Genomic DNA, 12,121 nt, shown 5'->3' on the forward strand with positions numbered 1-12,121 from the left:
TTAGTTGGTATTTAAAATCCCTGAAAAGGTAACAACTCCTGCTTTCACTTAAAAACTTTTTGCATAAACTTAACCCTGTGGGGCTTAATCTGGATTCGGGAATTTTGATTTAAAAGCATAAAAAATCCCTTCCCGGGATATCCTCAATTGTGGATATTTCAGAAAGGGATATATTTTTCAGTTAAAGTTATTTGATCTCTACAACCTCAAGATCAAAAATAAGGTCTTTCCCTGCCAGGGGGTGATTCCCGTCAACTACAATCGTGTTCTCCTTAACTTCAGCAACCAGGAGGTTCATCTCCCGGCCATCTGGAGTCATAGAGACAAGGCCCATTCCAACTTCCGGCTTAATTTCCGGGGGTAATTGGTTCTTATCAACTTCCTGTACAAGTTCTTCCCGAGGTTGCCCATAAGCTTCCTCGACCGGAATATTAATTGTTTTCTTCTCGTTTAAATTCATGTCGATAAGGCCCTTTTCAAAACCCGGGATCAATTGACCTTGTCCTAAAGTGAACTCAATTGGTTCTTTCCCTTCAGAAGTGTCAAAAACCTGCCCGTCTGCAAGTTTTCCTGTGTAATGTACCTTTACCGTGTCATTCTGTTTTACTTGACTCATAATTGTGTGTTTCAATTTTAAAAAATACGTCCTTTTTTGTGAGGGCGCATTTTAATTTTTACTTAATTATTAGAAAGGGTGCCAAAACCACGCCAAAGTGGGGATTATTGTTTCTATGTAATTTTGTCAGGTTATCCATAAATAAATTTTGAAATATAACGTACCTAAAAAGTTTCAGGCTTAATTGGTTGTACTTCAAAATAATTTCCTATTTTTTGCTTTGAATTACCATCTAACCCTTAAATTATAATTTATGAAAAACAAGAACTCCGTTGTAAGTAGCTCAAGAAGGTCGTTTTTAAAAAGTACTGCACTTGTAGCTACCGGTGTTATGATTGTACCCAGATATGTATTGGGCGGCCCCGGGTATCTTGCTCCCAGTGATAGATTGATTGTTGCCGGTATTGGGGTTGGTGGTAAAGGTGAAGGAGATTTAACCAGTTTTGCACAAAGCGGGAAAGCAGATATAGGATTTCTTTGTGATGTAGATGAAAGAAGAGCCGCAGCATCCCGCGCACGTTTCCCAAAGGCAAAGTTTTATAAAGATTATAGGGAAATGCTGGATAAGGAAGGAAAAAACTTCGATGCTGTTTCTGTTTCCACTCCAGACCATAATCACGCTGTTCAAACTATGGCAGCGATGGAAATGGGTAAACATGTATATGTCCAAAAGCCCCTTACTCACGATATTTTTGAAGCCAGAGCCCTTACAAAGGCAGCACGGGATTATAAGGTGGTGACACAAATGGGTAACCAGGGGGCATCCGGCGATGGAGTTAGAATAATGCAGGAATGGTTTAATGCAGATCTTATTGGTAAGGTCCATACGGTTTATTGCTGGACAGACAGGCCGGTTTGGCCCCAGGGAATCCCCTGGCCAAAAGAATCTGTGCCTGTACCTGAGGGACTGGACTGGGATCTTTGGCTTGGAACGGCCCCTAAAAAAAATTATATTGAAGGACTGGTACCATTCAACTGGAGAGGTTGGTGGGATTATGGGACCGGGGCTCTGGGAGACATGGGGTGCCATCTTGTAGAAGCTCCCCATAAAGTATTAAACCTGGATTATCCTAAGGATGTGCAATGTAGTGTTGGAAGTGTATATGTGGGAGAATTCCAACGTGGATATTTTCCTGAAAGCTGCCCGCCTTCAAGTCATGTTATTATGACTTTTCCTGGTAATGAAAGAACAGAGGGTGACCTTACTATGCATTGGATGGATGGTGGAATTAAACCTAAACGTCCGGAGGAACTTGGACCAAACGAAACTTTTGGTGATGGAGGTAATGGGGTCCTTTTTATTGGAACTAAAGGTAAAATGATGTGCGGTACTTACGGTGCAAATCCACGGTTGTTACCTACCTCCAGGACAGAGGAAGTTAATATTACTCCACAGTTGGAGCGTGTTCCCGGCGGCGCCGAGGGGCATTACGCACAATGGGTTGAAGGGGCCATTGCAGGTTATGGTAAAAAAGATTTGAGTTCTCCTTTTGAGATCGCCGGGCCGCTTACAGAAACGCTTTTAATAGCAAACCTTGCTATTAGAGGACAGGATATAAGGAAAGAAATTCAAAATGACCAGGGAAGAACTTCCTATCAATATCCTGGAAGGGATATTAAATTGTTATGGGATGCAAAGGAGATGAGGGTGACAAATTTTGAAGAAGCCAATCAATTTGTGAAAAGAAATTACAGGGAAGGCTGGAGCTTATAAATAATTAATTTTTACCATTTAGTAGTGAAATTCAACTTTAAACCTTTTCTCCTTTTAAGTACGATGCTGTTATTTATATACGTGCTTTCCGGGTTTTCAGGTTGTGGTTTTCCTTCCTCTCCCGAGGAGGAGATACGGGAAGAAATTTGGGATTCTTTAATGGTTACCGCTTCGGCATTTAATTCAACCAGCGCACAAACGGGAACGGCAAACCCCAGGCTTACCGCCTGGGGAGATACCATTATACCGGGAATGAATGTTATTGCCGTATCCAGGGACCTTATTAAAAGAGGTTTAAAACATAATACATCTGTAAAAATTGAAGGCCTTGAGGGAGTTTTTATTGTAAAAGATAAAATGCATTATCGCTGGAATAATAAAATAGATATTTATATGGGTGAGGATGTGCAAAAGGCAAGGGAATGGGGGCGTAAAAAAGTAAAGATCTATTATCAAGTCCTACCCGACAGCCTGCAGCTTTAAATTATCATTAGTGATGGGGTTCATAAATAAGCCTTATAAATGAACTGAACCTTTCATTATTCCTGTTAAGGGATATCCCCGGAACGATACCAATTTTAAGGGTTTCCATAATTTCAACCCTCATTTGGGGCCTGAGTACCGTTTCAAGTTTTCCATCATGAATTAATTGATTTACCTCCAGTCCTATGAAATTAGATGTATTGGGAATCATATAATGTAGGTTTGAATTAATTTCATAAGCAACGCTGTTTTCATGGCCATTCCAGCCGGTGAGGAACCGTGGGCCGGTATACAGCAATGCATGCCAGGAGGGTGTTAATCTGGTTGCAGCTACAAAGAAGGGATTAATTAACAATCCCTGTGTAAGATTGTTTAATGAAAGACCATTGAGATCTGCCAGCTCAATTTCAACAATATTACCAAAGGCCAGTGAGGTTTGTAATTTTTCAGAAACCAAAAAGGTATATTGCCCGGCCAGTTTTATACTTTCAATCCTGTCTGCCGGTTTGGAAATATTTGTACTTCTCACAGCATTTCGGCTGAAAAGAGTTACGGGAATTTCAATTTCCAGACCCAGCCTGTCGGCCACGGCCCATTCATATTCCACCAGGAATTCATAGCTGTCAAAATCGAGATTATCGGAAATGCCTGCGCCAATATTCCATTCTTTTTCACCTTTTCTGGCTCCCAGATCCCTTATTAGATCTATATACAAAGGCTCTGCATGAACAAGTTTTAGAGGGAGGTTTTCATCGGGAGTTTCATTATTTTCCTGGCCATAGCCTACATAGGAAAAAACTAAAAACAGCAACAATATTTTATAAAGGGGTTTCATACCTGAATTTTTGGCAAAGAAAAGTTCAAAGGATTAAAACCGGCTTAAGGGGAAATTAAAATTCTATTAGCTTTTTAAGTCTTTGGGAAGCTCTATAATAACATTTGATCCTTTTTTCATTATCGAGGTTACCTCGATGGAACCTTTATGGATCTTGATAATGTTTTCGGTTAACGCCAGGCCAATGCCGTATCCTTTTCTGGATTTAGCGTTATTACCGCGGTGGAAGGGAGAGAAAATTTTTGAAAGATCCTGAGGTTGGATGCCTATTCCCTGGTCTTCAATATTAATGCATACAGTAGCGGGCTTATCTTCCAAAAGAACTTTTACGGGCTCGTTATTGGAATATTTCAATGCGTTATCCAGAATGTTTGTAAAAGCAATTTCCAGCCAAAGATCGTTACCGGGAACAACAAAAGAATTTTCATTTAGGTCTTCAATGTTTTTATACTCCAGGTGAATAACCCCCGAAGGAAAAGTTTGATTGATCTTAATGACCGTTTTTTGAATAACCTCATCAATGCGAAGGAGTTTATATTCAGAGGAGGGGCCGGGATTTTTTATCTCAGAAAGATGAAGAAGACTGTTGAGCAATTCCCTTAAATGGTCTGCCTGTTGATATACCTTTTGAAATGCCAGCCTGTCATCTGGTGAAAGAGCACTGGATTTTAAAGCAAATTCAGCTTCTCCCAGGATCACGGTTAGGGGAGTTCTTAATTCATGGGATGCATTTTGGATAAAATTTTTCTGTGTAAAAAATGTAGATTCTATTCGGGATAACATCCTGTTAAAATTCTTGGCCAGCCTGGAGATCTCGTCCTTTCCCTTGCCTTCATTAAGGCGTAACTGAAGATTGCTGCCACTTATTTCTTCAACCTTAAGGATCATCCTGTTAATAGGTTTGAGAATTTGTTTCGCAAATAATAGGGATACTCCGGCTATAATTAAAAGGCTAATAAGGATAATAATTAACAAGGCCTTCTGAAGAAAATAAAGCTCGGCTATTCCTTCTGTATTTTTTGCTGATATAAGAATTATGAAATCCCCTTCATTATCTTCATAATAAAGGGAACAGAACTTCAGATCCCCAATTTGATAAAATTCATATTTTTTGGAGAGGGAACTCTCTATGGACGATTTGTCAATAATATCAGCGGGTAGACCACCATAATCAATATTGCCGTTCTCGGTTTCAATATAATAAACATTTTCTTCGGGGAGGGTTTGAAGAAATCTGGCCTTCACCCTTTCATATTTCACCGGGGAGAAATTGTCCTTTTCCAGTAAAACTTCTGCCGCAATAATTGCCCTTTCCAGGAGTCTTTCCCTGAATTGTTTTTCAATATTATTAGCAAAGAGGAAATAAAGAAAGCCTCCTATGAACCCTATAATAAGGAAGGAGGTTAATGAAAAGATTCCTGCTATTTTATATTTTATTTTCAATTTACCTTATCACATATCCCATACCTATTACAGTGTGGATAATTCTATTGGAAGAAGTATCTCCCAGTTTTTTGCGAAGGTAATTAATATAAACATCTACAACATTGGTTCCAAGGTCATATTGCACACCCCATACTTTATCCAGGATCTTTTCACGGGAAAGGACTTTATTTATATTGCTGAGAAGGACTTTAAGAAGATTATATTCTGTAGCAGTTAATTTTATTTCCTTCCCATCCTTAAAAACCTTTTTGGAGGTGTCATCCAGGTGTATACCTTTAAATTCCAACGTAAATGGTTCTTCTATTTCTGAAATTGCAGTGCGGCGCTTTACAGCGTTAATGCGTGCCACGACTTCTTCCATCTTGAAAGGTTTTGATATGTAATCATCGGCTCCTAAATCAAGTCCCTGTACAACCATATCTGTAGTATCCAGAGCAGTAAGGAGTATAACGGGGGTATTGTTGTTTAAATCCTTTAATTCCCGCAGGATCTCCAGCCCCGATTTTTTGGGCAGCATAATATCAAGGAGAACAAGGTCAAATTTATTGGTAAGAATCTGGTCGAGACCCATGTACCCATCTGTGGCAATCCCTATAGTGTGGCCGTATTCAAGCAAATTGCGATGAAGGAGGGATGCCACATTAGGTTCATCTTCAACTATTAAAATTTTCATGAATCCAAATATTAGGAATTATTTAATATAACTAATTAAAACTAAATTAGAATTTAAATTTATACTTGTTTTATTATTTTGGTTGAGAAAAATAATATTGTTTTGTTATACGAGTAGCCTTAATTCCCAAAGCCAATGCGAAAAAAGATCATTCAGATTTTACTTGAAATAAGAAAACTCCTTCGGGATAAATTTCACCAATATAATGAACACCTCCCTTTTATACTTACATTATTTATAGTATTGATATTGGTGGTCCTGGGAATTAATATTTTTATATCCCTTACGGAAACCCTCCACAGCGATGCCCTGGCAAAATATGACTGCAAGATCACAGAATTTGTTATTTCCTATAGGACCCCGCCCCTCAATAAATTTCTGCAATTTATAACCGAGGTTGGGGATTTTTACGGATATCTTGTGATCGCCATTGTGAGCACTATTATATTTTATTTAAAGTTTAAGAATTGGAGATATGTGGTTGAAATATTTTTTGTTTTGATAGTTTCAGGCTTATCCAATGTCGCTTTGAAAAATGTGATTAACAGGGCCCGGCCAAGTGCAGAACACCTGGTGTCTGTAGAAACACTAAGTTATCCAAGTGGGCATGCTATGAGTGCTATCGCATTCTACGGATTTTTAATTTACCTGGTTTATACCTTTAAATTGAAGTCCTGGATTAAGATTGGTTTAATATTTTTATTTACTTTTTTAATACTTGCAATAGGAATAAGCAGGATCTATCTGGGAGTACACTTTCCATCTGATGTGGTGGGAGGATATATTGCCGGATTTATTTGGGTGATCTTTTGTATTGTCTTATTTCATATTATTGATCTTCTAAGAAAGCGCAGGAAAAACAGGAAAGTGAAGGATACAGATTAATAAAGGAAGGGGTTCTATTACTTATGATTTATAATTTTCTTAAAAGGATCTACTTTTCCAATGTCTATACGGTAGTGGAATTCCTCCTGTTTTTTGTTTTTATACCTTTTATTGCAAACAGGTATTTAGATGGTTGGCTAAAGGTCCTTCCACTTATAGGCATTGCGATTTTCTTCTTTATTCTTTTACGGCTGGACTCCGGGTTTGAAAAGAAAAATCTTTACACTTTAAATAAACCTGCTTTAAAAAAGAGTGTTCCCCGTCTAATTATTGTAAGTGTACTCCTTATGTGGTTTACCTGGTGGATATTCCCAGATCTTTTACTCTATTATCCTAAAGAAAATTTTGAAAGTTACCTCATAACATTTTTTCTTTATCCAATAGCCTCTGTAATTCCACAGGAAATAATTTACCGGGTGTATTTCTTTCATCGCTATAAGGAGATTATACCTGAAAGATTCCTGTTAATGTTAAGTAATGCTATAATATTTGGACTCACCCACTGGATCTATGCGAATTGGGTGGCGCCCATAGCCACTTTCCTGGTAAGCTGGATATTTATCTACACCTACCTAAAAAGCAAAAGCTTACTTAACGTAAGCCTTGAGCATTATTTTTACGGATTGATAATGTTTACTATTGGATTTGGTTATTTCTTTCAGTAACCTATAGGCCAAGGCCACCAAGAAGATACCACAATATTATAAAAACTATAATTATACCAAAACAGCCACAGCCGCCTCCAAGTTTTTTTGCTCCCCAACCTGCAAGAAGCGCTCTGAAAATTTTTTTCATAATGATTTGATTAGTTAGATCAGTTTAATTTGAGCACTAAAATTAATGGAAACAACAGGATTGGTCATGAGGTTTAGCAAAACTTTAGAGATAAGCATTAATTATTTCCTAAAAACCACACTGCATTTTTTGTATATTTAAATTTATCAAATCAACAGAACTATGCATTTCCTACCTTCAAAAATATTTATTTTTATACTATTCTTTTCTCCGGTAATTACAGTTGCACAAAACTATAATTCAAAATTATTACATAAGGTCGAAGGCTTTAGCCATCCGGAATCTGTAGTGTTTGACCCTGTTCATAATACGCTCTTAGTTTCCAATATTGGAGAAAAAGAACCTGGTGACGGGTTTATTTCCCGGTTGGGTTTAGATGGCCAAATTATCTCGACTAAATGGGTTGAAGGTCTAAATGACCCTAAGGGATTGCTTTTGCTCGGGAACAAGCTGTATGTAACAGATAATACAGATCTGGTAATTATAGATAACGATAATGCTGAAATAATTGAAAGGATTCCTGTAGAAGGGGCCGGTTTTTTAAATGATATTGCTGAAGGACCGGAAGGTTCTTTATTTATATCTGATACCCGAAACAGCAGTATATATAAAAGGGAAACAAGCGGCAAGGTTACAGAATGGCTGAACACTCCACAACTCGAAAATCCCAACGGATTACTGGTTGTAGGTAATTATTTGCACATAGCCGCCTGGGGGAGTGAAGGAGCCGGGAATGTGCTGCGTGTTAATTTAGATACTAAGGAAATAAATAATATAACCAATTCGGGAGTGGGGAATCTTGATGGCATACAGTTGGTAGAGCAGGAGGATTTCTTTGTTTCAGATTGGGCAACGGGAAAAATATTTTACGTATCCAAAGAAAAGGCCCATCGTGAGGTGCTTACCTCTGCAAAAAGTGCCGGGGATATTCTTTACTTAAAAAACACCAAACAAATTGTAGTACCTATGAACATTCAAAATGAAGTTTGGTGGTATCAGCTTGATTAATTTTAAGGTTAACTTAAATAAATTTTGTCGAATTATTTTTAACTTTGGTAAAACAAAACAATTGTATGCAAATAAGGGATAAAAACGATAAGGAATCTGAAGATTATATTTTACAGGACAATAAAAAAACCAGGTTTGGGGCAACATTTATTATTATAGTTCTAATAGTGCTTATCACGGCAGTAGCAATGACCGGAGTTTATTTTGAATATTGGTAGTATCCTGTTAAGATACCTTGATCTCATTTAATAATATAAAAGCCTGGTTAACAAATTCCTTTTCGAGGAACAAGGCAAAATAATTTGAAGTTGAGATCATTTCAAATACCGGGATTCCCTCATAAGCCAGGAGTTTAAATATATAAAAATATAAACCTACCGTTTTGGAACTGTTTTTTGGCAGGGCAATGGTAATACTGGAAAGGTCACTTTTCACTGATACCAGCATCTCATTCTTAAAACATTTAGCAACAGTTTCTGTAAGGTCTGACGAGACCAGGATGTTACTTTCCTGGTAATTACTCGAGTAATTCAGGTAAACCCCCACCTCTTCTTTTACAATATTCATCAATTCAGCCTGGCTGGATAAAATACTTTTCGAATTGAGGTAAGTATACTCCGTAATACCGGAACGTACCACAATATCTCCCATTTGACGCATACTTATATTTTTGAGCAAATGCTTTTTGGGAGCATACCGTCGTAACGCCATTATTATAGAACCTTGTTGTACGGGTTTCCGAAGCTCTTTTTCTACCTCAGGTTGGAGGTGAGCCGCGAGTGCGCTAAAATTTATAAGGTCTTTGGATAAGGCATCATCCAGAAAAGGCTGATGTCTAAGAATATTGTGTACAACGGAAGTAATGGTAAGCATTGTTAAATAATATACATTTTGTACAAATGTATATAAAAAATGCCTGGTTTTTTAGGGTGAATTTTTCTTTGATTAATTATGCAACGTTAAATAACAGCAGATGAAAGTTTTAAAATTTGGAGGAACTTCTGTTGGCTCGGCCAATGGGATCCGTAATGTAAGAGAAATAATAAGCAGGGAAGAAGGCAAGAAAATAATTGTCCTTTCGGCTATGGCAGGGGTGACAAATCATCTGGTCCAGATCGCTCAATTATTTAAGAAGGGAAATTTAAAGGAAGCGGAGCTTATTATTGACGAATTAAAAGGAAAACACCTGGATCTGATTTCAGAACTCATTCCTGTTGAAAACTTTGAGGTGAAAGACAAGGTAATTCGGCTTTTTGAAGACCTTTGGGAAATTCTTCATGAAGATTATTCCGAAATTTCTGAAGCCCGTATACTAACCTTTGGAGAAAGTGTACTAACCCTTATTGTATCTAAGTATTTTGAGGTATCTGCACTAAATAATACACTTCTGGATGCGAAAAAATTCATGCAGGTTCCTAACCTGGAAAATCCTGATACTGATAAGGTTGGGAGACTACTGGAACAGTACCTGCTAGATAAACCGCAATCCGATGTTTATATCACCCAGGGTTTTGTACGTAAGGATAAGTTCAACAGAATTAATACCCTCAAAAGAGGTGGCAGCGATTATACGGCAACCATTCTTGGAGCAGCAGTAATTGCTACAGAAATTCAAATATGGACAGATATAGACGGGTTTCATAATAATGATCCCCGATATGTGGAAAATACCCATCCTCTTTCAAATCTTAGTTTCGAAGAGGCGGCTGAACTTGCATATTTTGGGGCCAAGATCCTGCACCCCCAAACTGTATCTCCGGTAATTGATAAGAACATCCCTATTTATTTAAAAAACACTTTTACTCCCGAAGCACACGGAACCAAGATCTCATCCCAAATAACAAAAAGGGGTTTAAAAGCTATTTCGGCTAAAGACGGGATCACTGCTATAAAAATTAAATCTAACAGGATGTTGATGGCTCATGGTTTCCTGAAGAGGATATTTGATGTTTTTGACAGGCATGAAACGGCTATAGATATGATCACCACTTCTGAAATTGCCATATCACTTACCATAGATGATCCAAGAAATTTAGATGCAATTCTTGCAGAACTAAAGGCCTATGCACAAATTACGGTGGAGATGGACCACAGTATCATTTGCGTAGTAGGAGAGGGGCTTATTCAGGAAAAAAACACCTCCAGGCTCTTTGAGATCCTAAACGATATTCCCGTGAGGATGATCTCCTACGGCGGTAGTATTAATAATGTTTCCCTCCTGGTGGCTACAGAGAATAAAGTGCAGACATTAAAAGCTTTGCATGAAAAATTATTTCACCCCATGGAGCAATTCTGCTAATTAATAGAAAAAAGAATTTGTTTAGTTGTTTGTTTAGATCACTTCTTAAATTTAAGAGGTGATCTATTTTTTTGTCTTTTCTGTTTTTTCCAGTTCGTTTTTAATTTCAATATATTTTGAAAGGAAATAGGTGCTTTTAACCCGGTGATGCATAAGCATGGCACCAATGAAATTAGCCTCCCTGTGTTTTGATAACTCAAGTTCCAGTTTTGAAAGCCGTTCCCTGAAACTCTCATAAAAAACTTTTTTGGTAAATCTGGTATTGATGATCTCAAAACCTCTGTTTTGCGCCTGTTGCCATTCACGGGGAGCGTTGTATAAGTTTACAGCAGCGTTAGCAAATTCTTCAGGATCATTGGTAATGACACCATTCCAATCTAAACTGCCGTTCATGCCTTCGGCACCTACACTGGTAGTCACATTAGGTGTTCCATTTATCATAGCCTCGGCAAGCTTTCCTTTAAGTCCCGCACCAAACCGGAGTGGTGCTAAACTTACCCGCGCCTTCCTCACAACTTCGGCAGCATCCTTAACTCTCCCTTTAATATTGAAATTGAATTTTGGATCACCCAATTGTTCAATCCTGGCAGAAGGATAAGCCCCGTAGATCTCCATTTTGGCGTCAGGAATTTGTTTGTGTATCAAGGGCCAAATCGCTTCTTTTAGATAAACCACAGCATCCACATTTGGCGCATGCCTGAAATTTCCAATGCTAATAAAGTCCTTTCTATTTTCAAAAGCCGGCAATTCAGAGATGTGGGAAGCGGTAATATCCTCGAATAAAAATGGCAGATAGAATAGGAGCGTAGGGGATATTTTAAATTCAGAAATCAATAACTGCATTTCAGCCTCTGAAATTATCAAACTCAGGTCACAGCGGTAAATACTCGCAATTTCTCTTTTTGCCAGATCTGAGGATCCTGAATTGCCGTAACCTGCTTTTCCTTTAAATTCAAGTTCCCTGAAATTCCGCAGAAAATGAAGATCTTCTGTATCAAGAATCCTTATAGCATCAGGACATATTTTGTTAACCCGCCATCCAAATTGTTCCTCCATCATAAACCTGTCAAAAATGACGAGTGTTGGATTTAAGCCCTTGAGATATTCATCAAAACTGGAGCTGTTTAATTCTATTTGTGCGGTTGTAATCCCCAAGTTACTAAGATCAAACGCCCATGGCCCCCGGGAAGCTGTGGTTGCGAAACTAACGGTGTAACCTGTTGAAAGAAGAAATTCAAGTATTTGCATCATCCTGCTGCCTGCAGCGGAAGACGCTGGCTCGGGCCACACATATCCAATAACAAGAACCTGCATTATTTTTTTTACAATAATACCTGAATTTAATCTATTACTAAAAGATTAAGGGG

The 12,121-nt window shown here is 38.0% G+C and carries 14 protein-coding genes; 7 read left to right on the forward strand and 7 right to left on the reverse strand.

Annotation, left to right across the window (positions count from 1 at the left end; all coding sequences use genetic code 11):
* Nucleotides 1–187 precede the first annotated feature (187 nt).
* A complete protein-coding gene (locus tag FK178_RS03865; protein ID WP_146831184.1) occupies nt 188–616 on the reverse strand; it encodes an FKBP-type peptidyl-prolyl cis-trans isomerase in 429 nt (142 codons plus the stop codon).
* Nucleotides 617–869: 253 nt separating this feature from the next.
* On the opposite strand from FK178_RS03865, the gene FK178_RS03870 reads away from it, so the two are divergent.
* Complete coding sequence (locus FK178_RS03870; protein WP_146831186.1) at nt 870–2,330, forward strand: Gfo/Idh/MocA family protein; 1,461 nt, start codon at nt 870–872, stop codon at nt 2,328–2,330.
* 63 nt (nt 2,331–2,393) lie between these two features.
* Nucleotides 2,394–2,813: a 3D domain-containing protein gene (locus FK178_RS03875; RefSeq protein WP_168194552.1), complete on the forward strand. Its 420-nt coding sequence runs from the start codon at nt 2,394–2,396 to the stop codon at nt 2,811–2,813.
* Nucleotides 2,814–2,820: 7 nt separating this feature from the next.
* Here FK178_RS03875 and FK178_RS03880 read toward each other — a convergent pair whose 3' ends face one another.
* The 3 genes from FK178_RS03880 to FK178_RS03890 all read right to left on the reverse strand — a co-directional run bounded on the left by FK178_RS03880 (nt 2,821) and on the right by FK178_RS03890 (nt 5,767).
* Complete coding sequence (locus FK178_RS03880) at nt 2,821–3,648, reverse strand: HAEPLYID family protein (protein WP_146831188.1); 828 nt, start codon at nt 3,646–3,648, stop codon at nt 2,821–2,823.
* 66 nt (nt 3,649–3,714) lie between these two features.
* Nucleotides 3,715–5,091, reverse strand: coding sequence for a sensor histidine kinase (locus FK178_RS03885; protein WP_146831190.1), 1,377 nt, complete (start codon nt 5,089–5,091; stop codon nt 3,715–3,717).
* A 1-nt stretch (nt 5,092) separates the two neighbouring features.
* A complete protein-coding gene (locus FK178_RS03890; protein WP_146831192.1) occupies nt 5,093–5,767 on the reverse strand; it encodes a response regulator transcription factor in 675 nt (224 codons plus the stop codon).
* Nucleotides 5,768–5,902: 135 nt separating this feature from the next.
* On the opposite strand from FK178_RS03890, the gene FK178_RS03895 reads away from it, so the two are divergent.
* Complete coding sequence (locus FK178_RS03895) at nt 5,903–6,652, forward strand: phosphatase PAP2 family protein (RefSeq protein WP_146831194.1); 750 nt, start codon at nt 5,903–5,905, stop codon at nt 6,650–6,652.
* 23 nt (nt 6,653–6,675) lie between these two features.
* Nucleotides 6,676–7,317 carry a CPBP family glutamic-type intramembrane protease gene (locus FK178_RS03900; RefSeq protein WP_146831195.1) on the forward strand — a complete coding sequence of 214 codons (642 nt, stop codon included), beginning with the start codon at nt 6,676–6,678 and terminating at the stop codon, nt 7,315–7,317.
* Between the two features lies 1 nt (nt 7,318).
* Here FK178_RS03900 and FK178_RS15735 read toward each other — a convergent pair whose 3' ends face one another.
* Nucleotides 7,319–7,447 (reverse strand): hypothetical protein, encoded by a 129-nt coding sequence (locus FK178_RS15735; RefSeq protein ID WP_262711704.1) that lies wholly within the window; start codon nt 7,445–7,447, stop codon nt 7,319–7,321.
* Between the two features lie 162 nt (nt 7,448–7,609).
* Here FK178_RS15735 and FK178_RS03905 point away from each other — a divergent pair, with 162 nt between their 5' ends.
* The gene (locus FK178_RS03905) at nt 7,610–8,455 is read left to right on the forward strand and encodes an SMP-30/gluconolactonase/LRE family protein (protein WP_146831197.1); all 846 of its coding nucleotides are present in this window, start codon (nt 7,610–7,612) and stop codon (nt 8,453–8,455) included.
* 65 nt (nt 8,456–8,520) lie between these two features.
* A complete protein-coding gene (locus tag FK178_RS15435; RefSeq protein WP_168194553.1) occupies nt 8,521–8,673 on the forward strand; it encodes a hypothetical protein in 153 nt (50 codons plus the stop codon).
* Between the two features lie 7 nt (nt 8,674–8,680).
* On the opposite strand, the gene FK178_RS03910 is transcribed toward FK178_RS15435, so the two are convergent.
* The gene (locus FK178_RS03910) at nt 8,681–9,328 is read right to left on the reverse strand and encodes a hypothetical protein (RefSeq protein WP_146831199.1); all 648 of its coding nucleotides are present in this window, start codon (nt 9,326–9,328) and stop codon (nt 8,681–8,683) included.
* A gap of 100 nt (nt 9,329–9,428) precedes the next feature.
* On the opposite strand from FK178_RS03910, the gene FK178_RS03915 reads away from it, so the two are divergent.
* The gene (locus tag FK178_RS03915; protein ID WP_146831201.1) at nt 9,429–10,754 is read left to right on the forward strand and encodes an aspartate kinase; all 1,326 of its coding nucleotides are present in this window, start codon (nt 9,429–9,431) and stop codon (nt 10,752–10,754) included.
* Between the two features lie 63 nt (nt 10,755–10,817).
* Here FK178_RS03915 and FK178_RS03920 read toward each other — a convergent pair whose 3' ends face one another.
* The gene (locus FK178_RS03920) at nt 10,818–12,068 is read right to left on the reverse strand and encodes a glycosyltransferase (RefSeq protein ID WP_317130381.1); all 1,251 of its coding nucleotides are present in this window, start codon (nt 12,066–12,068) and stop codon (nt 10,818–10,820) included.
* Nucleotides 12,069–12,121 lie beyond the last annotated feature (53 nt).

Source organism: Antarcticibacterium arcticum (assembly GCF_007993795.1).
GTDB classification, from domain to species: Bacteria; Bacteroidota; Bacteroidia; order Flavobacteriales; family Flavobacteriaceae; genus Gillisia; species Gillisia arctica.

Bases quoted from the DNA above. Each gene is read 5' to 3' on its own strand.
- FK178_RS03920 (WP_317130381.1), bottom strand. From the start codon at position 12,068: ATGCAGGTTCTTGTTATTGGATATGTGTGGCCCGAGCCAGCGTCTTCC.
- FK178_RS03865 (WP_146831184.1), bottom strand. From the start codon at position 616: ATGAGTCAAGTAAAACAGAATGACACGGTAAAGGTACATTACACAGGA.
- FK178_RS03890 (WP_146831192.1), bottom strand. From the start codon at position 5,767: ATGAAAATTTTAATAGTTGAAGATGAACCTAATGTGGCATCCCTCCTT.
- FK178_RS03880 (WP_146831188.1), bottom strand. From the start codon at position 3,648: ATGAAACCCCTTTATAAAATATTGTTGCTGTTTTTAGTTTTTTCCTAT.
- FK178_RS15435 (WP_168194553.1), top strand. From the start codon at position 8,521: ATGCAAATAAGGGATAAAAACGATAAGGAATCTGAAGATTATATTTTA.
- FK178_RS15735 (WP_262711704.1), bottom strand. From the start codon at position 7,447: ATGAAAAAAATTTTCAGAGCGCTTCTTGCAGGTTGGGGAGCAAAAAAA.
- FK178_RS03910 (WP_146831199.1), bottom strand. From the start codon at position 9,328: ATGCTTACCATTACTTCCGTTGTACACAATATTCTTAGACATCAGCCT.
- FK178_RS03905 (WP_146831197.1), top strand. From the start codon at position 7,610: ATGCATTTCCTACCTTCAAAAATATTTATTTTTATACTATTCTTTTCT.
- FK178_RS03895 (WP_146831194.1), top strand. From the start codon at position 5,903: ATGCGAAAAAAGATCATTCAGATTTTACTTGAAATAAGAAAACTCCTT.
- FK178_RS03900 (WP_146831195.1), top strand. From the start codon at position 6,676: ATGATTTATAATTTTCTTAAAAGGATCTACTTTTCCAATGTCTATACG.
- FK178_RS03875 (WP_168194552.1), top strand. From the start codon at position 2,394: ATGCTGTTATTTATATACGTGCTTTCCGGGTTTTCAGGTTGTGGTTTT.
- FK178_RS03915 (WP_146831201.1), top strand. From the start codon at position 9,429: ATGAAAGTTTTAAAATTTGGAGGAACTTCTGTTGGCTCGGCCAATGGG.
- FK178_RS03870 (WP_146831186.1), top strand. From the start codon at position 870: ATGAAAAACAAGAACTCCGTTGTAAGTAGCTCAAGAAGGTCGTTTTTA.